Here is a 22,466-nt window from a genome sequence, read left to right as displayed (position 1 = left end):
GCAGAGAATACCTTGCGTACCTATCTCGATATCACGCCTGTACCGGTTCTACGCGGCTATAGCGCTTGCCGTCTGGGCTTACTGAACGAATTTGAACGTCGCCAGAAACGGTTGGTTGAGCTTTAGCATCATAACGCTGCCACTGCTTGCCACCGTCTACGGAGTATTCAATCCCCAACCCTGGCAGCGCAATGTTGGCTTCCAGTTTCCCGCCCACAACTTTTGCTCCAGGAACCGGCAGGCGATATTCCACACCAGCTTTATCCATTTTCGCCAGCTCACGCTGTCCCATCAGGTTGGCAAAGCGCTGCCAATCACTCAGCAGAGATTTTTTGTCGACCAAGTCGGTTTCTCCGCCTTTATATTCACGGCCCGCTTTGTAGTCCTGCTCCCAACCCGCGCGATGCCATCCGCGCTCCGCCACCGTCATAACGCGAGGATAAATTTTATACTCCATCATTTCGTCGGTGCGCGTGGTTTCACTCCACAGCTGCGCTGAGAGTCCATAAACGCCCGGCCATGGCTTATCGCTTTTCGCGGTAAAGAAATTGCCGTCACGGTCTACGGAAGTTTCCGCATTCTGTGGCATGTTGTCTGGCGCGAAACTGAAGATCTTACGCTCATCGTTAAAGCGAGTTCCCCAGTAGTAGCCATTTTCCTGTGGATTCACCTCATACGGGAAATCCATGTAGACGTAGTCTGGGTTAGAAACCGTCACTTCATAGCCTTTGTTCGCCCAGTCGTTTACGGTATCAAAACCGCCCCAATAGAGCGTATCCCAGAAGTTAACACCCACGCGCTTGGTGGCAAATGCCTTCGCGTCTTTGGCATCCTTCAGGCCATCCTGCCACGCCTGCATTTTTTCAATGCCGTGCTTATTGACGATCTGGCTGACTTCAATCGCAAAGTGGCTTGGGAGATGCTCCATATCTTCCACTTTGCCGCTCTTAATTAGGGTCTGGCAAACCTGAGACTGCGCCCATGGCTTATCCTCTTTGCTCTGATCGATAATGCCTTTGCCCGGCTCAATCTTGCCATTCTTATCCTGATAACCCGGCCCTAAGCGGATATTCTTAGCTTCATCACCGCCGAAGTGCCACGTGGTTAATGGCTGCCCCGCCTCTTTGTGCATCTGCGCCACTTCGCCGATCACTTTATCGACAAAGCGCTTAGAGGAATCTAAGCATGGGTTCAAATAGCTCTTACGATCATAGAACTGCACAGACGTGGTGTTTGACGTATCCGTAGGATCAACCAAACGGAATTCGTTAGCGCCCTTCTCGTCACCAGCGGCTTTCAGTTTGTCATAACGCGCTTCCATCGAAATCACCGCCGCACGAGCATGCGCAGGCATATCGATTTCAGGGATTACTTCGATCTGACGTGCCTGAGCATATTTCACGATATCGATATATTCAGCGCGAGACAGATGGCCAGAACCATTATTGTTAGCATCAGGTCCTGAGCCTAGCTGTGGTAGCAGGCACTCTTTCTCGCTCAGATCGTGGCAGCGTTTTGAGCCCACATCGATAAGCTCTGGCAGGCCAGGGATCTCAATACGCCAGCCTTCGTCATCGGTCAGATGGAAGTGGAATTTGTTCATCTTGTACGCCGCCATCTGGTCTAGCAGGCGGTGTACCGCTTCTTTGGAATGGAAGTTACGCCCGATGTCCAAGAAGATGCCACGGTATTGGAAACGCGGCGCGTCTTTCGCATCTAAGGTTGCAATCTTCATGCTGCCATCGCTTGGCACCAGAGAAAGGATGGACTGTAAGCCGTAGAAAACGCCAGCCTGATCGTAACCAATGACTTCAGCCCCCTTTGGCCCGATCTTCAGCTCGTAAGCCCCCGGAACCGCTAAGTCGCCTTTGAAGTTATTAACCGCAATCACCGTTTTGATTGGATAGCCTTTGGCATCGTTTTTCACACCTAACAGCGCGAAACGCTGCTGTGCGGCTTCTGCCGTGGCGCTGTTCAGAACGGTAAGATCCAGCGCAACGCCTTTACTGAGGTCAACGTCCTGCTGATGGATTTTCACTTCCATCGGCGTTGGCATAATTTGGCCACGCAGGCTCTGCGCTGGCAGCTCTTTCACATCGGCGTTTTTGTCGAAGCGAGTTTCAGGCACCATCAGAACATTTTTATCGTCTTTGGTGCGCTTCCACAGATCGCCCGCAAACGGCGTCACAAACTGACGTAGATCTTCCGTATCGGTGCTGGCAATCACCTTAGGTTTAGCATCCTGAGAAGTGACGTACCAACGCGGCATAATGTCACTTTCAAACAACTGCCAGTATTCACCAATCAGCGGAATTTCCACCGATTGACCGGCGGTAAACCCTTTAAATTTATCGGTGGGTTCAATTTTGTGCAGGTCACCGGTCACAAACGTAATTTTGAACTGATCGCTTTTCACGTCCAGAACCTGACGTGGGTTATGGAAATAGATCGCCCAGTCATTGCCTTTAATATCACTATCGCTGGTTAGCGTGATGACCGATTGGTTACACGATGCCCAGTCAGCGCCCAGCGCGGCACAATCGACGCCGTTCTCTGCCGCGCGGTTGTCGGTGACTTTCACGTTAACTTTTAACTGACTCAGTTGGTCAACGATTTGCTGATCTGCCTGGCTTGCTGCGGAAAAACCGAGCATGCCCAGTGCAGAAACGGCAACGGCCAACGTGTTCAATTTAAATTTGCTCATCCTAAAGCCCCATCCTTAATCAGTTATTGTTGCTGCGAATTTCCTGCCAAACTTTGTTACAGGCCTGCTGGTAATTATCTCCAGCACCGGTTTTAGCCGCCTGAATACAATTTTGGTAATCAAATACGCGTACGCTTTCCTTTTCGGCAAAGGCCTGATGCGTTTTACTTTGCTTCAGCACTTCCAACACCGACTGACAGGCTGAAATTTTATCTGGGTTACCTTCAGCGGTATTAATGCAGTTGCTGTAGGCTTGTTTTAACTTTGCATCTTCTTGAGGGGCAGTAGATTGCTGCACACAGGCACTTAATCCAACAACGGCAGCGACAACCAATAGAATTTTTTTCATGTTTTTATCTCGTCAAAATGACTCTGCATGCTTAGTTAAACATGCAGAATCTTTGGCTTAGAAAATGGTGAACGGTGCGATAACGATGAACTTAACATCACGTTCGTCTTGGAACATGTTGCCGTAACCGCCGCCCCAGCTTGGGTTGTCTGAATGGTTGTCGTACTGAGTGAAGTGCAGTTTGAACAGCGTGCCTTTCGCGCGGCCGTCCTGAATGGTGTACATCGCATCCAGGCTGTAGGCGCTTTCTTTCACGCGCTGGCTTTGATCGTACTGCGGGTCAGTGCTTGGTTTCGCATCCCATGCGTAAACATAAGAACCACCGATGGCGAAGCCCGGCAGATCCCACTTGCTCAGGTCATACATCACGCCGCCGAAAATGGCTTTTTCACCGTTGGCGTTGAAGTCAGAGCGGTTGTCCCACCAAATGTCCAAGCGACCGTTTGAAGAGGCGTAGGTTGGAGTCATACGCTGTAAGAAATAGCCCTGATTACCTTCCGCTTTAACGTAAGTACCTTCCAAGCGGAAGTCGAACTGCCCAACTTTGTAGCCTAACGTCAGCGCTTGCAACCATGCGGTTCCGTCATAAATATCATTCACACCGCCGTCATGTACGCGATCGCGGGTGCCATAAAATTGGTAGCTGGTTGTCATCGGATTACCCGCGACATCAAACTTGTAGGAACCTTTTGCAAAGTATTGATCGACATAACCTTCAGCCTGACCAAAGGCCGCTTCCAGTATGAAATCGTTTTTGAAGTCATACTTGGCACCCAATGAGTGCAGATAAGAAACGCCGGTTTTTTTGTCGTTTTGATAGAAGCCATCAACTTCGGTATGCCATGGCGCTTTATATTTGTCGGTCCACATGTAGGAGAAGCTCAGCGCTCCTGCATCACCGTAGTCAAAGTTTGCACCGGCCTCAGCACCTTGATAGGTACCCGGCATAAAGCTCCAGTGTGGCGCCAGTAAAGTTTGGCCCGTTGGCTGAATGTAGCCCGCACGCGCCCAGACGGGGCCGTACTTAAATTTCGCAGCAGCTTTGTAAAGGCTTATGCCACTCTTATCACCCGAGTAGTCTTCGTCGTAGCCTTTGTTTTTCGAGGAGAAGGCAATTTCGTTTGGATGCCCGCTATCATGGTTCTCTGCCATTTCGATTGCGGTAAATGCGGCAACATCAATACCAAACATGTCGGCTGCATAGCCGGATGAGAAATCTAGGTTGGCGTTCCACGTGGAATGATTCAGGTTGGTTTCGTAGTTTCCAGTGGTGACATCTTTACGGTCACGCTCACGTTGCCAGTAGTAAATACCCCCCGTCAGCGTTGAATCATCAACAAAACCTTCAGCCTTAGCTTCTGGCATTGCATAAAAACCACTACCCAACAACACCCCAGTTATGGCGAGCGTTAGCGCGTTGCGCTTCAAACGATGCGTAACCATAAAATCGATCCTCTTTGACTTTGAAAAACGCGACCCTCGACGTTCACCTGTCTAGGACGCAAAACCCCTAAAATGGGGAAAAGTTAATTCGTAGTAGAGTGAATAGCTCAATTGCTCATCTACCGTCTTAGACTATTTTTCGCGACGCGAATTATCAAATGAAAAGTAAAACAATTGTGTCAATTCTTGAGCTAGTGCACATATTTTAATGTTTTGTTACATGTGACACACTTTCACTGAGAGCAACTTAAAATACGCTTTAAAAACAGTATTATATTTATAATTGCATTGTAAATTCAGATAAAAATGCTTAGAAAACAAACGCTGATGGGATAACTATTTTTATATCGAGGTAAATCTGTGGCAATTAATTAATTCGTGAAACGAATATTCAGAGTGTGTTTATGCACTTCGAGAAATAACATCGAATTACTAAACTATTTACAATTAGGATTTAAAAACTGATGGGGTATGTTGAAGACAGACATAAAAAAAGCCACTTACAGCATAGGTAAGCGGCTTTTTGTGATTGCAATCTAGCGAGGACTATCTTGGGTTATGCACCCACTTTTGCCCACGTATCACGCAGACCCACAGTGCGGTTAAACACTAAATGGTCTGGCGCGGAATAGCGGCAATCAGCGCAGAAATAGCCTTCACGTTCGAACTGGTAGGTGACTTCTGAAGTCGCTACAGCAAGGCTTGGTTCAACAAAACCTTTACGGATAACCAACGACTCAGGGTTGATGGTAGACAGGAAGTCTTCCGCCGCGCCTGGGTTGGCAACGCTGAACAAGCGATCGTACAGATGGAATTCAGCAGGCACTGCGTGGTTTGCAGATACCCAATGAATAACGCCTTTCACTTTACGACCATCAGCAGGATCTTTGCTCAACGTATCCGCATCGTAGGTGCAGTAAATAGTAGTGATTTCACCGTCAGCGTCTTTCTCAACGCGCTCGGCTTTAATCACATAGGCATTACGCAGGCGAACTTCTTTACCCAATACCAAACGCTTGTATTGTTTGTTAGCTTCTTCGCGGAAATCAGCGCGATCGATATAGATCTCGTTGCTAAACGGCACTTCGCGTTTGCCCATTTCAGGCTTGTTTGGATGGTTTGGCATCGCCAGCATTTCTACGCTATCCGCAGACATGTTTTCAATAACCACTTTAACCGGATCCAAAACCGCCATCGCACGCGGTGCGATTTCATTCAGGTCATCACGCACGCAAGACTCTAACGCCGCCATTTCAACGTTGTTATCTTGCTTAGTCACGCCAATACGCAGGCAGAATTCACGAATAGAAGCGGCCGTGTAGCCACGACGACGCAGACCAGAAATTGTTGGCATGCGTGGGTCATCCCACCCTTCTACAATTTTCTCGGTCACCAGCTGGTTCAGCTTACGCTTAGACATGATGGCATATTCGAGATTCAGACGAGAAAACTCGTACTGACGTGGATGCGTTGGAATCGTGATGTTATCCAAAACCCAGTCGTATAGACGGCGGTTGTCTTGGAATTCCAGCGTACACAGTGAATGCGTGATCCCTTCCAGCGCATCGGAAATGCAGTGGGTGAAATCGTACATCGGGTAGATGCACCATTTGTTGCCGGTCTGGTGATGTTCAGCAAACTTAATACGGTACAGAACCGGATCGCGCATCACGATGAACGGAGAGGCCATATCAATTTTGGCGCGCAGGCACGCGGTGCCTTCGGCAAATTCGCCGTTACGCATTTTTTCGAACAGTGCCAGGTTCTCTTCAACGCTACGATCGCGATACGGGCTATTTTTACCCGGAGAAGTCAGGGTACCGCGATATTCACGGATCTGTTCAGGAGTGAGCTCATCAACGTAAGCAAGGCCCTTGCTAATCAGCTCTACGGCGTACTGGTGCAGCTGATCGAAGTAATCAGAAGAGTAACGCACCGCGCCGCTCCACTCAAAACCTAGCCACTGTACGTCGCGTTTAATGGACTCAACGTATTCAATGTCTTCTTTCACCGGGTTGGTGTCATCAAAGCGCAGATTGCACTGGCCTTGATAATCTTTGGCAATGCCAAAGTTCAGGCAAATGGATTTGGCGTGGCCAATGTGCAGGTAGCCGTTTGGCTCCGGCGGAAAACGGGTATGAACTGAATTATGTTTACCTGAGGCCAGATCTTCATCGATGATCTGACGGATAAAGTTACTAGGGCGGGCTTCAGCCTCACTCATTTTCTATTCCTCTATGCCTAAAAACGCGACTTATAACCAGTAATGATCTTACAACCTGTGGCGGGAAACAACCGTTTGTTGCCATTATCACGGCGTTTTTTCTGTGGTTATGTCAAAAGATGAAAGATCTGCTAAGTGACACTGTATATCAGCGGACGCTAAAAACAAAAAAACGGAGAAAGGTCCCCCCTTCTCCGTTCTGCTTGCTTAAAACAGTTTCTGATAAATCAGCTAACCGTTCGCAGACAAGTTATTTTGCAAAGCTCTTATTTTGCAGTGATGTCATACAGTTTGGTTTCACCCGCCACAACATGACCCGCTGCCAGCGCTTTCAGACCACCGAAATCATCGATGTTGCTGACAACAACTGGGCTAATCATTGAGCGTGCATTGGCGTTCAGATATTCCAAATCCATCTCTAATATTGGCTGACCCGCTTTCACTTCTGCACCCTCTTCAACGAGGCGTTTGAAGCCTTGACCATTCAACGCCACGGTATCGATGCCCATATGAACAACGACTTCCGCACCTTCATCCGTTTCTAAACAGAACGCATGGTTGGTGTTGAAGATCTTAACAATAGTGCCACGAGCTGGGGAAACCACGGTTTTATCCGTTGGGCGAACCGCAACACCGTCACCCACGGCTTTGCTAGCGAACGCTTCATCAGGAACCTGATCCAGCGCAACCACTTCACCGGTGATTGGAGAAACCAGCGTCGCTTTTACTACCGCAGCGGCGTTTGGCGTTGCCTGTGCTTTTGCTTCAGCGGCGGCTGGAGCAGCATGCGCAGTGGCAGCTTCAATTGGGCCCGATGCCATCACGCCACGCATTGCGGTCGCGATTGCTTCGGCACGTGTACCTACAATGACCTGTACGCTTTGTTTGTTCAGGCGAATCACACCAGAAGCACCCAGACGCTTAGCCAAGCTATCGTTGACGATAGCAGAGTCTTTAACGCTCAGACGCAGACGTGTAATACAGGCATCGATACCGGTGATATTGGCAGAACCACCGACAGCAGCAATGTAATTGCGTGCCAGATTTGCCGTTTCGTTACCACCTTTCGCATTGTCCAGATCCAGATCGTAGCCATCAGCGCTTTCGTCAGCGTCGGTAGCCAGTTCACGGCCTGGGGTCAACAGGTTGAATTTGGTGATAGTGAAACGGAACACCACGTAGTAAATCACGAAGAACACCAGACCCTGAGGGATCAGCATGTACCAGTGAGTTGCCAGCGGGTTACGTGAAGACAGCACCATATCCACCAGACCGGCGCTGAAGCCGAAGCCCGCAATCCAGTGCATAGAAGCAGCGATGAATACAGAAATACCGGTCAGGAATGCATGCAGAACATACAGTACTGGTGCAACGAACATGAAGGAGAATTCCAACGGTTCGGTGATACCGGTGAAGAAGGCTGCAAACGCAGCGGCCATCATGATACCAGCCACTTTGGCTTTGTTTTCTGGACGCGCGCAGTGGTAAATCGCCAGCGCAGCACCCGGTAAACCAAACATCATGATTGGGAAGAAACCAGCCTGATAACGGCCCGTGATACCCACAACGGCTTTACCCGCTTCGATAGACTGTGCGCCACCCAGGAAGTTAGGAATGTCGTTGATACCTGCAACGTCAAACCAGAATACGGAGTTCAGGGCATGATGCAGACCCACTGGGATCAGCAAGCGGTTGAAGAACGCGTAGATACCTGCGCCGACGGAGCCCATTTTCTGAATGTGTTCACCGAAGTTAACCAGTCCGTCAAAGATTAACGGCCAGATGTACATCAGGATGAACGCGACCAGAATCATGACGAAGGAGGTCAGGATTGGCACCAGACGACGGCCGCTGAAGAAGGACAGCGCCTTTGGCAGCTCAACGCCACTGAAGCGGTTGTACAGTTCAGCAGAGATAATACCCACCAAGATACCGACGAACTGGTTATTAATCTTACCGAATGCAGCTGGAACCTGATCCGCAGGGATTTTCTGGATCATGGCTACGGCGGCCGGAGAGCACAGCGTAGTCAATACCAAGAAGCCAACAAAGCCAGTTAATGCGGCAGCGCCGTCTTTATCTTTTGACATACCGTAAGCGACACCGATCGCAAACAGTACAGACATGTTGTCGATAATGGCAGAGCCCGACTTGATGAAGAAGGCCGCTAACGCATTATCCCCCCCCCAACCTACCGGGTCGATCCAGTAACCGACACCCATTAATATCGCGGCAGCCGGTAGCGTCGCCACCGGTACCATCAGCGCACGGCCGACTTTTTGCAGATAACCTAAAATACTCACCATTTCCCCCTTGTGGACCCGTCATTGCTCGAATTGGCACTGCTCATGGTCACGTCATAACTGACTTAATTATTAAGTTGACAGTATGGACTACAATCAGGAGTGTAAAAAAATTATTTTTCTCCGCAAATTAAAACCTCCAGTTTTGTGATAAATATCACCAAAGGAGGCTCTAAACATGCCTAATTGCTAGCCATCATACAAAACTTATTTTATCATTCGAAAAATCAAAGCGGCGTTAGGTCACACATTAGTCGTTAGCAAGCATTACGCCTTATACTCTGAGCAAAGAGCAATGTGGACCCCCGTTTATAATATAGATTTATATTCACTAAAGGTGCCCTATGAGACTTATCCCTCTAAGTAATGCTGCAGACGTTGGCTTATGGTCTGCCCGTCATATTGTTAACCGTATCAATGCCTTCAAACCAACGGCTGAGCGTCCATTTGTTCTCGGTCTGCCAACCGGCGGCACCCCGCTGCAAACCTACAAACGTTTGATCGAGCTGCACAAGGCTGGCGAAATCAGCTTTAAAAACGTGGTGACGTTCAACATGGACGAATACATCGGGCTGCCGGAAGAGCATCCAGAAAGCTACCATAGCTTCATGTATAATAATTTCTTCAATCACGTGGATATCCCACGCGAAAACATTAACTTGCTGAACGGCAATGCGGCCGACGTTGATACCGAATGCCGCCGCTACGAAGAAAAAATTAAATCCTACGGCAGAATCAATCTGTTTATGGGTGGTGTAGGTAACGATGGGCATATTGCTTTTAACGAGCCAGCATCATCTTTAGCGTCGCGCACTCGCATCAAAACGTTGACCGAAGAAACCCGTATCGCAAACTCTCGTTTCTTTGATGGCGACATGACAAAAGTGCCAAAATACGCGCTCACCGTAGGCGTTGGCACATTATTGGACGCTGAAGAAGTGATGATTCTGGTCACTGGCCACGCGAAAGCATTGTCTCTGCAGGCCGCCGTTGAAGGCAGCGTCAACCATATGTGGACGATCAGCGCTCTGCAACTTCATCCGAAGTCCGTCATCGTATGCGATGAGCCTTCAACGATGGAGCTGAAAGTCAAAACAGTTAAGTACTTCCGCGAGTTAGAAGCGGAAAACATGAAGAATCTGTAATTTTCAACCTGTAACCAGGGGTATGTGATGTACGCTTTGACCCATTGTCGGATTTATACCGGCCACGATATTCTCGACGACCATGCAGTAATGATCGCCAATGGCTTAATTGAAAAGATCTGTCCTGTCGCTGAACTTCCGTCAGGCATTGAAACTCACGATCTAGGCGGGGCAATCCTTGCTCCTGGTTTCATCGATCTGCAACTTAATGGCTGTGGCGGCGTTCAGTTTAATGATTCAACCGAAGCGGTTTCTGAAGAAACGCTTGAAATCATGCAGCACGCCAACGAGAAATCAGGCTGTACCAGCTATTTACCTACGCTTATCACCTGTGCTGACGATTTAATGAAGCACGGTATTGATGTTATGCGCAGCTATCTGACCAAGCACCAGAATCAGGCGCTAGGTCTGCATATTGAAGGCCCATACATCAGCTTAGAAAAGAAAGGCACGCACAATCCGAAATACATCCGTAAACCGGATCATGAAATGATCGATTTCATGTGCGAGCACGCGGACGCCATCACCAAAGTGACGATGGCTCCAGAAGTCGCGACTCAGGCATCTATCCAACAGCTGAAAGCCGCCGGTATTGTGGTTTCCGCGGGTCACTCTAATGCCACCTATGAAGAAGCGCGTAAAGGCTTCGCCGCAGGCATGAGCTTTGCGACTCACCTTTATAACGCAATGCCAGTCATTTCTGGTCGTGCACCAGGTCTGATGGGCGCTATTTTCGACACTCCTGAAGTGTATACCGGCATCATCGCCGATGGTCACCACGTTGCTTGGCCGAGTATTCGTCTGGCTAAACGTTTGAAAGGCGAACATCTGGTGCTGGTCACCGATGCAACTGCTCCGGCAGGCGCTAACATAGATCACTTCATTTTCGCCGGAAAAACAGTATATTACCGCAACGGTTTAGTCGTTGATGAAAACGGTACGCTGAGCGGTTCTGCACTGACCATGATCGACGCCGTCAAAAATAGCGTTGAGCACGTCGGTATTGCTCTGGATGAAGCATTGCGCATGGCAACGCTCTATCCATCGCGCGCGGTGGGCGTTGATAGCCGTCTGGGAAGCATCGAAGCGGGTAAAGTGGCGAACCTGACCGCTTTCACTTCAGACTATCGCGTAATCAAAACCATCGTGAACGGCGAAACGGTTTACGAAAATAAATAAGAGAGAACGTACATCAGTCTGCGTGCTTTCTTTATTAACTTGAGCTCTATTTTTATAAGCGGGTAATAAATTGATGACCACAGGCGGACAAGGACAAATTGGTAACGTAGATCTGGTTAAACAACTTAACAGCGCCGCTGTTTACCGTTTGATCGATCTACAAGGCCCTATTTCGCGCATTCAAATTGCCGAACTAAGCCAGCTTGCCCCCGCTAGCGTCACCAAAATTACCCGCCAGCTACTGGAGCGCGGGCTGATCAAAGAAGTCGATCAGCAAGCGTCTACCGGTGGCCGCCGTGCCATTTCCATTGTGACAGAAACCCGCCTCTTCAATACCATTGCCATCCGCTTAGGGCGTCACGACGCCACCATCACGCTGTACGATATGAGTGGAAAGTCGCTGGCCGAAGAGCACTACCCGTTGCCTGAACGTACTCAGGAAACAGTGGAAAATGCACTGCTGAATAACATTGAGCAGTTCATGCTCACCTACCAGCGTAAAATCCGCGAGCTGATTGCCATTGCGGTGATCCTGCCCGGATTAGTCGATCCACAGCATGGGATTGTGCGCTACATGCCACATATTACCGTTAACGATTGGCCGTTGGTTAATGCGCTGGAAGATCGATTTAACGTCACCAGCTTTGTGGGGCACGATATTCGTAGCCTTGCTTTAGCTGAACACTATTTCGGCGCCACCCGCGACTGTGAAGATTCAATGCTGGTACGCCTACACCGAGGAACCGGTGCTGGCATCATCGTGAATGAGAAAATATTTCTCGGCAGTAAAGGCAACGTCGGTGAGATTGGTCACATCCAAATCGATCCATTAGGCGAACGTTGCCACTGCGGGAATTTCGGCTGCTTGGAAACCGTGGCCGCCAACGCCGCCATTGAACAACGCGTTCGTCATCTGCTCGAACAAGGCTATCCAAGCAAACTCTCGTTGGACGATTGTAGTATCACCGCAATCTGTAAAGCAGCAAATAAAGGCGACGCACTAGCAACAGAAGTCATTGAATTGGTTGGCCGTTATCTTGGCCGCGCTATTGCGATTGCGATTAACATGTTTAACCCGCAGAAAGTGGTTATCGCGGGCGAAATTATTGAAGCAGAAAAAACGCTGCTGCCTGCCATTCAAAGCTGTATCAATACGCAAGCTTTGAAGAATTTCCGCATTAATTTACCGGTGGTCACCTCTGAATTAGATCATCGCTCAGCCATTGGGGCATTTGCGCTGGTGAAGCGAGCCATGCTCAACGGTGTATTGCTACAGCGCCTGCTGGAAGGGCAACATCCGCACTAGTTCTTTGCTTATTTGAAGCTGCTGCGTTAGCTGACAAGCATGATATGATTTGTGCTTGTCAACTTAACGAGTAATAAATCCATGACAATCAAAAGTATTATTTGTGACATCGACGGCGTTTTGATGCACGACAACACTCCGGTTCCGGGTGCAGATAAATTTCTGGCACGTATTCAAGAAAAAGACATTCCTCTCGTCATTCTGACCAACTACCCTTCTCAAACCGCGCAGGATCTGGCGAACCGCTTCGCAGCCGCCGGGCTTGATGTTCCTGAAAGCGTGTTTTACACCTCAGCCATGGCCACCGCCGATTTTCTCAAGCGTCAGGAAGGGAAAAAAGCCTATGTGATTGGTGAAGGTGCGTTAATTCACGAATTATATAAAGCAGGCTTTACCATTACCGATATCAACCCTGATTTTGTTATCGTTGGTGAAACCCGTTCGTATAACTGGGAGATGATCCATAAGGCCTCTTACTTCGTAGTTAACGGCGCACGGTTTATCGCGACGAATCCAGATACACACGGTCGTGGCTTTTACCCCGCCTGTGGTGCCCTGTGTGCGCCAATTGAACTCATTTCAGGCCGCAAGCCATTCTACGTTGGTAAACCGAGCCCGTGGATTATTCGTGCCGCGCTTAACAAGATGCAGGCCCATTCAGAAAGCACCGTAATCATCGGTGATAATCTGAATACCGATATTCTGGCAGGCTTCCAAGCGGGGCTAGAAACGATATTAGTGCTATCCGGCGTTTCTACGTTAAACGACGTCGATAACATGCCGTTCCGCCCTAACTACATTTATCCCTCCGTTGCCGATATTGACATAATCTAACGTTACCCCTTTGCGTCTGGTCTGCTTGGCCAGACGCGATTCTCCTCTTTTTTTTCTTCACTTTTTTCTGCGCTGCTTTTTATCGTTTCTACAATGAACGCTAAAAAATTATCGATTCATCAATAATTCACTTAAAAAAATGAACAATCATTAAGTTTTTAAGTACGCCAACTGACTATTTCTCACCATTACGCTAAAGCGCTTGCATTCTATTCAGGTTTTGACGCAATTTATTATTTATAGCAGCGGTAAACGCCTCTCTGAGTCGTAAATCAATAATCTTTTACCGCCTTAAACTGACCCACAACGTCACAACTAGACAATGCAGTATGGGAGAAATCTATGTGTTCTATCTTTGGTGTGCTTGATTTAAAAACCGATCCTGTTGAGCTGCGCAAAAAAGCGCTCGAGCTATCACGCCTGATGCGTCATCGTGGCCCAGATTGGTCCGGCATTTACGCTTCTGACAACGCGATTCTGGCGCATGAGCGCCTGTCTATCGTTGACGTCAACAACGGCGCCCAGCCTTTGTACAATGCCGCGCACACCCATATTCTTGCCGTGAACGGTGAAATTTATAACCATCAGGCTCTGCGCCAGCGTTTCGAAGGTCGTTATGAATTCCAAACGGCCTCTGACTGTGAAGTTATTTTGGCGCTATACGAAGAGCAAGGTTCTGCGTTCTTAGACGAACTGCAGGGCATGTTTGCCTTTGTTTTATATGACGCAGAAAAAAACAGCTATTTGATTGGCCGAGATCATCTCGGAATCATTCCGCTGTACATGGGTTATGACGAACACGGCAACTTCTACGTCGCGTCAGAGATGAAAGCGCTGGTTCCGGTTTGCCGCACCATCAAAGAATTCCCGGCAGGCAGCTACATGTCGAGCGACGATGGCGAAATTCATAGCTACTACCAACGCGACTGGTTTGAGTTCGATAACGTCAAAGAGAACCACACTGACGCAGCACAATTGAAAGAAGCTCTGGAAGAATCGGTCAAAAGCCATCTGATGTCTGACGTTCCTTACGGCGTGTTGCTGTCTGGCGGGCTCGACTCCTCGGTGATCTCCGCCATTACCAAAAAATTTGCCGCTCGCCGCGTTGAAGACGGTGAACGCAGCGAAGCATGGTGGCCACAGCTGCACTCTTTCGCCGTGGGTTTGGAAGGATCTCCGGATTTAAAAGCCGCGCAGGAAGTCGCTAACCATCTTGGCACGGTGCATCACGAAATTCATTTCACGGTGCAAGAAGGATTAGACGCAATTCGCGACGTGATTTATCACATCGAAACCTATGACGTGACCACCATCCGCGCCTCAACGCCGATGTATCTGATGGCACGTAAGATAAAAGCCATGGGCATCAAGATGGTGCTTTCCGGCGAAGGAGCCGATGAGGTCTTTGGCGGATACCTCTACTTCCATAAAGCTCCAAACGCCAAAGAGTTCCACGAAGAAACCGTGCGTAAGCTGCTGGCTCTGCATATGTATGACTGCGCCCGTGCTAACAAGGCGATGTCAGCGTGGGGCGTTGAGGCACGTGTTCCTTTCTTGGATAAAAAATTCCTCGACGTCGCTATGCGCCTAAACCCACAAGATAAAATGTGCGGCAACGGCAAAATGGAGAAATACATCTTACGTGAATGTTTTGAATCCTATCTGCCAGCCAGCGTCGCATGGCGTCAGAAAGAACAGTTCTCCGACGGCGTCGGCTATAGCTGGATCGATACCTTAAAAGAAACCGCGAATCAGCAGATTAGCGATCAAATGTTGGCAAATGCGCACTTCCGTTTCCCATACAACACGCCAAACTCGAAAGAAGGCTATTTGTATCGTGAAATTTTTGAAGAGTTATTCCCCGTGCCTAGCGCTGCAGAGTGCGTTCCGGGCGGCCCTTCCGTTGCCTGTTCTTCGGCAAAAGCGATTGAATGGGATGAATCTTTCAAAAAAATGGATGACCCGTCAGGCCGTGCTGTAGGCGTACATCAGTCGGCTTATCAAAAGTAGTGATTTAAAAATTCATCTATCCACTAAACGGCGAACTTTTTAGGTTCGCCGTTTTTTTATCGATAACGCCGTTTTACCCTATTAATAAGCCTGAATTTTGTTGATTTTCTCACCGAGCTGTATAATCCCCGCGCAAACGTGCCTAAGATGCCCTTTTCCGATAAAAAAGGGGTTGACGCAACTTTCTCATATACGCATAATGCGCCCCGCAACGCCGATGAAGGTTGGCGAAAAATAGATGGCTACGTAGCTCAGTTGGTTAGAGCACATCACTCATAATGATGGGGTCACAGGTTCGAATCCCGTCGTAGCCACCATCTATTTTCAACACCTTCGATTAAATGAGCGGGAGTGGCGAAATTGGTAGACGCACTAGATTTAGGTTCTAGCGCCGCAAGGTGTACGAGTTCAAGTCTCGTCTCCCGCACCATTTAAACGACTCGGTTTTGCAGCGGATGGGGTATCGCCAAGCGGTAAGGCACTGGGTTTTGATCCCAGCATTCCCAGGTTCGAATCCTGGTACCCCAGCCATCCTTTTCCTCGAAAAGGTCTAGTGAATTCTATTCCCGATTGGGGTATCGCCAAGCGGTAAGGCACTGGGTTTTGATCCCAGCATTCCCAGGTTCGAATCCTGGTACCCCAGCCATAGAATTGGCTAATAGAATTACGTAATATAGAGTTTCCTTGAGTTGGCTACGTAGCTCAGTTGGTTAGAGCACATCACTCATAATGATGGGGTCACAGGTTCGAATCCCGTCGTAGCCACCATTTGGGGTATCGCCAAGCGGTAAGGCTCTGGTTTCTGATACCAGCATTCCGAGGTTCGAATCCTCGTACCCCAGCCAAATTTCTTAAATCTGTTTTAAACAGGTTTACGCGTTAAAAAACGCAATGAGTAACACCCAAACAATTGGGGTATCGCCAAGCGGTAAGGCTCTGGTTTCTGATACCAGCATTCCGAGGTTCGAATCCTCGTACCCCAGCCAATAAAAAAAGCTCGCTTTTAGCGAGCTTTTTTTCGTCTTGATTTTCTTCAGCGGTGAATAGTCGTTATCAATAATTAAGCCTGATTTTAGGGGGAATCGTAGGGATGGGGTCGTAGCAGCTTTAGCTGCCGGAGCGCCCCACCCTACGGTCGCCCCCGTGTATCTCGATCTCGTAGGCAGTCAGCACATTGTTAGGGTCTACAACCCCAACGCGTACTTCAACGCACGTTTTTTTAACTCTCCAGAGCGCTGCGCTGCCATTAATCCTAAATTTCGCACCAGCTGTAACGGCTTAAGCTCGTTGCTGAAAGCGCTATAAAACAGATCCATACCGGCCTGCATGAGTAAATTATCTGGGCGACGGCGGTGCTGATAGCGTTTCAGGATTTCCTCGCTGTGCCAGATTTCACCCTGCTGACGTGCATTGATCACCACGTCCAACAACGCATCTACGTCGCGATATCCCAGATTAACGCCCTGCCCTGCCAATGGATTAATGGTGTGCGCCGCATCGCCAAGCAAAGCTAAACCACTTTGCACGTAACGGTTCGCATGACGACGCACCAGAGGAAACGATCCAGCGGCTATTGCCGTTACATCGCCCAAACGAGCGGGGAAGGTTTGTTTGATTTCTTGCGTAAGCTGCGACATTGGCAATGCCATAAGCTGACGGATCCTAGCGGGACTGTCATACCAGACCAGCGAAGCCCAATTATCCCACAGCGGCAGAAAAGCGCGCGGCCCCTGCGGCGTAAACTGCTGCCACGTGACGTCTAAGGGGTCTTCCAGCGTTTGAACGGTTATCAGCATGCATGATTGACGATATTGCCAACCACGCACGCCTATGCCCGCCTGAGCGCGCACCAGAGAGTTTGCGCCATCGGCACCTAAAACCAGCTTGGTTTCAATTTCACGGCCGTCGCTCAATTCCACGTTCCATACGTCTTGGCCTGGCACGATGGTTTTTAATTCAGCAGGAACCATCAGCGAAATATTAGGCATCTGCTCTAAATGCTGCCAAAGCGCAAGCTGCAACACTTCGTTTTCTAGCATATAGCCGAGCTCTGGAATACCCAGCTCTTGGGCGCTGAAACTGACGCGAGATGCTTCCCACTCCCAGGTTTCTAAACCACGATAGGCCGCACTGCGCATGTGACGTACGGTTTTCCATACGCCTAAACTCTCTAACAACGCCACCGATGAAGCACTAATAGCCGATATTCGTAAATCAGGTGGCTGTGACGCATCGAATGGACGAGGCGTACGGTTTTCAACAACCGTGACAGTAAAACCGGCCTGGGCCAACCCCAACGCGGCTGCCGCACCCACCATGCCGCCTCCGATAACGACAACATCACTTTTATGCTCGGCCATAAATCCTCCCGCTGATATATTTCGCCATTGTACCGGATTTTACCTTTGATTCCGTGCACAAAGCGTGAGGTTATAGGGTAGTCATGACCTAAGGCAAAGATTACAATAGCCGACCTGCGTATGGGCTTGTTCCGACACCTCTACCTTTTAATATCTATGGCGATTTTCACCCGATGCTTTATCCGCTTTAGATAACAGTGCCGGTCTGTCCGAAATCCACCTGCATAAAGCAATGGCAAATCGATGACACAAAAACTGCATATTAAAACCTGGGGCTGCCAGATGAATGAGTATGACTCATCTAAAATGGCAGATTTACTGGGCAGCACGCACGGTTTCGAACTGACCGAAAATGCCGAAGAGGCAGATGTCTTGCTGCTAAATACCTGCTCGATTCGCGAGAAAGCCCAAGAGAAAGTCTTCCACCAACTCGGCCGCTGGAAGTTACTCAAAGAAGCGAATCCAAACGTGATTATTGGCGTTGGGGGCTGCGTGGCCTCGCAGGAAGGCAAACTGCTGCGCCAGCGCGCCCACTATGTCGACATCGTTTTTGGCCCACAAACGCTGCATCGTTTGCCAGAAATGATTAATAAGGTTCGCGGTAGCAAAAGCCCTATCGTGGACGTGAGCTTTCCTGAAATCGAAAAATTCGACCGGCTTCCCGAGCCGCGTGCCGACGGCCCAAGCGCCTTTGTCTCCATCATGGAAGGCTGTAATAAATACTGCACATACTGCGTGGTGCCTTATACCCGCGGTGAAGAAGTCAGCCGCCCATGCGACGACGTGCTGTTTGAAATTGCTCAGCTTGCCGCCCAAGGCGTGCGCGAAGTCAATCTGCTTGGGCAAAATGTGAATGCCTATCGCGGCCCTTCGTTCGACGGCGATATTTGTACTTTCGCCGAGCTGCTGCGCTTGGTTGCCGCCATTGATGGAATCGACCGCATTCGCTTTACCACCAGCCATCCGATTGAATTTACCGACGATATCATCGCCGTTTATGAAGACACGCCTGAGCTTGTTAGCTTCCTGCATCTGCCGGTACAAAGCGGCTCAGACCGAGTTCTGAATATGATGAAACGTACCCATACGGTACTTGAATACAAATCCATCATTCGCAAACTGCGTAAAGCGCGACCCGATATTCTCATCAGTTCAGACTTTATCGTCGGCTTCCCCGGTGAAACGCAGGAAGATTTTGAGCAAACCATGAAGCTGATAGCTGAAATCAACTTCGACGTGAGCTACAGCTTTGTTTTCTCACCGCGCCCAGGTACGCCAGCCGCCGACATGGTTGACGATGTTTCTGAAGAAGAGAAAAAACAGCGCCTGTATATTTTGCAAGACCGCATCAATCAGCAGGCACAGAGCTACAGCCGCAAAATGGTTGGCACCGTGCAGCGTATTTTGGTGGAAGGGGTATCACGCAAAAATGTTATGGAAATCTCAGGCCGCACTGAAAATAACCGCGTGGTGAATTTCGAAGGTTCACCAGAGCTGGTAGGCACCTTCGTGGATGTAGAAATTACCGAAGTCAGAACCAACTCTCTGCGTGGCGTGTTAGTACGTACCGAAGATCAGATGGATTTGCGCGTTCATGAGTCACCGGAGTCGGTTATTGCACGCACGCGTAAAGAGGATGCGTTGGGGGTGGGGAGCTATCAGCCTTAGTGCTTGATGCTCTTACATTTCTAAGGTTAATGAGCGAGCGGTGTAACATTTCGTTCGCCTATTAAGCCAACGTACTCCTATGCAGACACGGGTATCGGCGACCGAATTGGGTGCGCCAGCGCGCGCACCCAATACCCGCGCGCTTTTACCGAGTCGCTTGGCCGACCGGTTTCAGAGCACACATCCTGTGTGCCTTCAACCTGCCACCAGCATCCCTGCTGGCGGCTCTATAATGCATTTCAGTTAACATGAAAAACAAAATGGGTTGAAATTATGCACTTCCTCCCCCATTGAATAATGAGAAATTGCGAAGCGTATTGGCAATTCTGGTCACAATAGCCCGCAGATGAAGAATAATGGCGTAATGCCATGTATCATTTACGCTATTAGTTATGGGTATAAGCTCAGAGGAATAGTTTGAACATTATCACTGAAGAACTTGCATTAGAACCGGCGGATAATCAGCGACTAAACAGCCTGTGTGGCCCGTTTGATGACAATATTAAGCAACTACAGCGCCGTTTAGGTATCGAAATCAGCCATCGCGATAACCAGTTCAAACTGGTGGGTAAAGCGGCCTGCGTCAATGCCGCCAAAGATATCCTGCGCCATCTGTATGTTGATACGGCGCCAATGCGCGGTCATATCCCGGATATTATTCCTGAACAAATCCATCTAGCCATCAAAGAAAGTGGCATTTTGGAACAGGTGTCTGACCATGTGCCTGAATACGGCAAAGCCGTTAATATCAAAACTAAGCGCGGCGTAATCAAGCCGCGTACGCCCAATCAGGCGCAGTACATCGCCAACGTGTTGGATCACGATATTACCTTTGGCGTTGGCCCTGCGGGTACCGGTAAAACCTATCTTGCCGTTGCTGCCGCGGTTGATGCCTTAGAGCGCCAAGAAATTCGCCGTATTTTGCTCACCCGTCCTGCGGTAGAAGCCGGTGAAAAGTTGGGCTTCTTACCCGGTGACTTAAGCCAAAAAGTCGATCCTTACCTGCGTCCCTTGTATGATGCGCTGTTCGAAATGCTCGGCTTTGAACGCGTTGAAAAGCTGATGGAGCGCAACGTCATCGAGGTTGCCCCGCTTGCCTACATGCGCGGACGCACGCTGAATGACGCGTTTATCATTCTCGATGAAAGCCAAAACACCACCATCGAACAGATGAAGATGTTCCTGACGCGTATCGGTTTTAACTCGAAAGCGGTCATTACCGGTGACGTCACCCAGATCGACTTACCGCGCGCGCAGAAGTCGGGATTACGCCATGCCATTGAAGTGCTTTCTTCCGTTGAAGAGATAAGCTTCAACTTCCTGACCAGTGAAGACGTGGTACGTCATCCGGTCGTTGCGCAGGTCGTCATGGCCTATGAAGCGTGGGAACTGGCGGAGCAAAAGCGTAAAGATGAGCTGGCGGAACAGCGTAAGCGCGAAGCCCAAACCTCAGCCTCAGGGCAAGAATCACACTAAGCTGGAAGTATTATGAGCAACACACTATGAGCAATGTAATATTAGATCTGCAAATCGCCTGCGAAAACACGGAGGGATTACCCGCCGAGGCCGATTTCCGTCAATGGCTTGAAGCGGTGCTACCTAAGTTTCAAGAAGAGGCGGAAGTCACCATTCGTTTGGTTGATGAAGCAGAGAGTCACGAGCTCAATATGACCTATCGTGGTAAGGATAAACCGACCAACGTGTTATCCTTCCCGTTCGAAGCGCCTCCGGGCATTGAGCTTCCGCTGCTGGGTGATATGATTATCTGTCGGCAGGTAGTTGAAGCAGAAGCAAAAGAACAAGAGATCTCCCTGCTTTCGCATTGGGCGCATATGGTTGTTCATGGCAGTCTACATCTGCTAGGGTATGACCACATCATCGATGAAGAAGCAGAAGAAATGGAAGCTTTAGAAGCCGAAATCATGCAGGAACTCGGGTATCCCGATCCCTACGCGGCGGAAAAAGAATCCGATTAACTATTGCGTCATGCGGCCCCTAATCGCGCCGTATGACGTGAATTATTGACCACTTATATGAGTAACCACACACTAACGCCATGAGCGACGACCATTCACAAAACAACGATAGCCCCAGTCCCAAAAAGGGTTTTTTCTCTCTGATTCTCAATCAGCTGTTCCACGGAGAACCTAAAAACCGTGGAGATTTAGTTGAACTGATCCGTGATTCCGAACAAAACGATCTGATCGATCCCGATACCCGTGACATGCTGGAAGGCGTGATGGATATTGCGGAGCAGCGCGTTCGCGACATCATGATCCCACGTAGCCAAATGGTCACCTTGAAACGTAATCAGACGCTGGAAGAGTGTCTAGACGTGATTGTTGATTCTGCCCACTCTCGTTTCCCGGTGATTAGCGAAGATAAAGATCACATCGAAGGGATCCTGATGGCGAAAGACTTGCTGCCGTTTATGCGCAGCGATTCTGAGCCGTTCAGCATCGACAGAGTGCTGCGCTCGGCCGTGGTTGTTCCAGAGAGCAAACGTGTTGACCGTATGCTCAAAGAGTTCCGTTCACAGCGTTATCACATGGCGATCGTTATCGATGAATTCGGTGGCGTTTCTGGCTTAGTTACCATCGAAGATATCCTCGAGCTTATTGTGGGTGAAATCGACGATGAATATGACGAAGTTGAAGATCGCGATGTGCGTCAAATCAGCCGCCACATGTATACCGTGCGTGCGTTGACTCAAATTGAAGACTTTAACGAAGCCTTCGGTACTCACTTCAGCGACGAAGAAGTTGATACCGTGGGTGGCTTGGTAATGCAAGCCTTTGGCCACCTACCGGCACGCGGCGAAACCATTGACATTGATGGTTACCAATTCAAAGTAGCCATGGCCGATAGTCGACGCATTATACAGGTTCATGTCAAAATCCCGGATGAGTCCCCTCAACCGAAATTGGATCTGGAAGATTAA

General features: G+C 49.2%; 15 protein-coding genes and 7 tRNA genes. 16 read left to right on the top strand and 6 right to left on the bottom strand.

The window, feature by feature from the left end; all coding sequences use genetic code 11:
- Positions 1-31: 31 nt before the first annotated feature.
- The 5 genes from CPY98_RS05670 to nagE form a co-directional block, all read right to left on the bottom strand.
- The gene (locus tag CPY98_RS05670; RefSeq protein ID WP_096386713.1) at positions 32-2,704 is read right to left on the bottom strand and encodes a beta-N-acetylhexosaminidase; all 2,673 of its coding nucleotides are present in this window, start codon (positions 2,702-2,704) and stop codon (positions 32-34) included.
- 19 nt (positions 2,705-2,723) lie between these two features.
- Positions 2,724-3,053: a ChiQ/YbfN family lipoprotein gene (gene chiQ / locus CPY98_RS05665; protein ID WP_096386710.1), complete on the bottom strand. Its 330-nt coding sequence runs from the start codon at positions 3,051-3,053 to the stop codon at positions 2,724-2,726.
- A 57-nt stretch (positions 3,054-3,110) separates the two neighbouring features.
- Positions 3,111-4,496 carry a chitoporin gene (gene chiP / locus CPY98_RS05660; protein WP_043491843.1) on the bottom strand — a complete coding sequence of 462 codons (1,386 nt, stop codon included), beginning with the start codon at positions 4,494-4,496 and terminating at the stop codon, positions 3,111-3,113.
- 556 nt (positions 4,497-5,052) lie between these two features.
- Positions 5,053-6,720, bottom strand: coding sequence for a glutamine--tRNA ligase (gene glnS, locus CPY98_RS05655; RefSeq protein WP_025800674.1), 1,668 nt, complete (start codon positions 6,718-6,720; stop codon positions 5,053-5,055).
- Between the two features lie 266 nt (positions 6,721-6,986).
- A complete protein-coding gene (gene nagE / locus CPY98_RS05650; RefSeq protein ID WP_025800673.1) occupies positions 6,987-9,023 on the bottom strand; it encodes an N-acetylglucosamine-specific PTS transporter subunit IIBC in 2,037 nt (678 codons plus the stop codon).
- 344 nt (positions 9,024-9,367) lie between these two features.
- Between nagE and nagB the strand changes: the two genes are divergently transcribed.
- The 12 genes from nagB to CPY98_RS05590 all read left to right on the top strand — a co-directional run bounded on the left by nagB (position 9,368) and on the right by CPY98_RS05590 (position 16,483).
- On the top strand, positions 9,368-10,168 hold the full coding sequence (gene nagB / locus CPY98_RS05645; RefSeq protein ID WP_043491837.1) for a glucosamine-6-phosphate deaminase: 801 nt from the start codon (positions 9,368-9,370) through the stop codon (positions 10,166-10,168).
- Positions 10,169-10,195: 27 nt separating this feature from the next.
- A complete protein-coding gene (gene nagA, locus CPY98_RS05640; protein WP_043491834.1) occupies positions 10,196-11,347 on the top strand; it encodes an N-acetylglucosamine-6-phosphate deacetylase in 1,152 nt (383 codons plus the stop codon).
- 73 nt (positions 11,348-11,420) lie between these two features.
- Entirely contained in the window at positions 11,421-12,653 is a 1,233-nt protein-coding gene (locus CPY98_RS05635; RefSeq protein ID WP_043491831.1) for an N-acetylglucosamine repressor, read from the top strand.
- A gap of 81 nt (positions 12,654-12,734) precedes the next feature.
- Entirely contained in the window at positions 12,735-13,487 is a 753-nt protein-coding gene (locus CPY98_RS05630) for an HAD-IIA family hydrolase (RefSeq protein ID WP_025800669.1), read from the top strand.
- Positions 13,488-13,829: 342 nt separating this feature from the next.
- Positions 13,830-15,497 carry an asparagine synthase B gene (gene asnB, locus CPY98_RS05625; RefSeq protein WP_096386708.1) on the top strand — a complete coding sequence of 556 codons (1,668 nt, stop codon included), beginning with the start codon at positions 13,830-13,832 and terminating at the stop codon, positions 15,495-15,497.
- Between the two features lie 240 nt (positions 15,498-15,737).
- Positions 15,738-15,814: transfer RNA gene (locus CPY98_RS05620), tRNA-Met, on the top strand.
- 28 nt (positions 15,815-15,842) lie between these two features.
- Positions 15,843-15,927: transfer RNA gene (locus CPY98_RS05615), tRNA-Leu, on the top strand.
- Positions 15,928-15,953: 26 nt separating this feature from the next.
- Positions 15,954-16,028 (top strand) — tRNA-Gln (locus CPY98_RS05610).
- 40 nt (positions 16,029-16,068) lie between these two features.
- Positions 16,069-16,143: transfer RNA gene (locus CPY98_RS05605), tRNA-Gln, on the top strand.
- Positions 16,144-16,188: 45 nt separating this feature from the next.
- Positions 16,189-16,265 (top strand) — tRNA-Met (locus tag CPY98_RS05600).
- A 2-nt stretch (positions 16,266-16,267) separates the two neighbouring features.
- Positions 16,268-16,342 (top strand) — tRNA-Gln (locus CPY98_RS05595).
- 66 nt (positions 16,343-16,408) lie between these two features.
- Positions 16,409-16,483: transfer RNA gene (locus CPY98_RS05590), tRNA-Gln, on the top strand.
- A 198-nt stretch (positions 16,484-16,681) separates the two neighbouring features.
- On the opposite strand, the gene ubiF is transcribed toward CPY98_RS05590, so the two are convergent.
- Positions 16,682-17,857, bottom strand: a complete 1,176-nt coding sequence (ubiF, locus tag CPY98_RS05585; protein WP_096386705.1) for a 3-demethoxyubiquinol 3-hydroxylase — start codon at positions 17,855-17,857, stop codon at positions 16,682-16,684.
- A 243-nt stretch (positions 17,858-18,100) separates the two neighbouring features.
- Between ubiF and miaB the strand changes: the two genes are divergently transcribed.
- The 4 genes from miaB (at position 18,101) to corC (ending at position 22,466) form a co-directional block, all read left to right on the top strand.
- Positions 18,101-19,525: a tRNA (N6-isopentenyl adenosine(37)-C2)-methylthiotransferase MiaB gene (miaB, locus tag CPY98_RS05580; protein WP_025800666.1), complete on the top strand. Its 1,425-nt coding sequence runs from the start codon at positions 18,101-18,103 to the stop codon at positions 19,523-19,525.
- Between the two features lie 417 nt (positions 19,526-19,942).
- Positions 19,943-21,001 (top strand): PhoH family protein, encoded by a 1,059-nt coding sequence (locus tag CPY98_RS05575; protein ID WP_025800665.1) that lies wholly within the window; start codon positions 19,943-19,945, stop codon positions 20,999-21,001.
- Between the two features lie 26 nt (positions 21,002-21,027).
- A complete protein-coding gene (gene ybeY / locus CPY98_RS05570; protein ID WP_040045675.1) occupies positions 21,028-21,501 on the top strand; it encodes an rRNA maturation RNase YbeY in 474 nt (157 codons plus the stop codon).
- A gap of 80 nt (positions 21,502-21,581) precedes the next feature.
- The gene (gene corC, locus CPY98_RS05565) at positions 21,582-22,466 is read left to right on the top strand and encodes a CNNM family magnesium/cobalt transport protein CorC (protein WP_096386702.1); all 885 of its coding nucleotides are present in this window, start codon (positions 21,582-21,584) and stop codon (positions 22,464-22,466) included.

The organism is Hafnia sp. CBA7124 (genome assembly GCF_002355555.1).
Classification (GTDB): domain Bacteria; phylum Pseudomonadota; class Gammaproteobacteria; order Enterobacterales; family Enterobacteriaceae; genus Hafnia; species Hafnia alvei.
The sequence above is the reverse complement of the archived record's forward strand: the minus strand, read 5'-3'. Positions and strand labels throughout refer to the sequence as shown.

Coding starts and splice junctions, on each gene's coding strand:
- miaB (WP_025800666.1), top strand. CDS start 18,101: ATGACACAAAAACTGCATATTAAAACCTGGGGCTGCCAGATGAATGAG.
- glnS (WP_025800674.1), bottom strand. CDS start 6,720: ATGAGTGAGGCTGAAGCCCGCCCTAGTAACTTTATCCGTCAGATCATC.
- asnB (WP_096386708.1), top strand. CDS start 13,830: ATGTGTTCTATCTTTGGTGTGCTTGATTTAAAAACCGATCCTGTTGAG.
- nagA (WP_043491834.1), top strand. CDS start 10,196: ATGTACGCTTTGACCCATTGTCGGATTTATACCGGCCACGATATTCTC.
- chiQ (WP_096386710.1), bottom strand. CDS start 3,053: ATGAAAAAAATTCTATTGGTTGTCGCTGCCGTTGTTGGATTAAGTGCC.
- CPY98_RS05635 (WP_043491831.1), top strand. CDS start 11,421: ATGACCACAGGCGGACAAGGACAAATTGGTAACGTAGATCTGGTTAAA.
- nagB (WP_043491837.1), top strand. CDS start 9,368: ATGAGACTTATCCCTCTAAGTAATGCTGCAGACGTTGGCTTATGGTCT.
- ubiF (WP_096386705.1), bottom strand. CDS start 17,857: ATGGCCGAGCATAAAAGTGATGTTGTCGTTATCGGAGGCGGCATGGTG.
- CPY98_RS05630 (WP_025800669.1), top strand. CDS start 12,735: ATGACAATCAAAAGTATTATTTGTGACATCGACGGCGTTTTGATGCAC.
- CPY98_RS05670 (WP_096386713.1), bottom strand. CDS start 2,704: ATGAGCAAATTTAAATTGAACACGTTGGCCGTTGCCGTTTCTGCACTG.
- ybeY (WP_040045675.1), top strand. CDS start 21,028: ATGAGCAATGTAATATTAGATCTGCAAATCGCCTGCGAAAACACGGAG.
- chiP (WP_043491843.1), bottom strand. CDS start 4,496: ATGGTTACGCATCGTTTGAAGCGCAACGCGCTAACGCTCGCCATAACT.
- corC (WP_096386702.1), top strand. CDS start 21,582: ATGAGCGACGACCATTCACAAAACAACGATAGCCCCAGTCCCAAAAAG.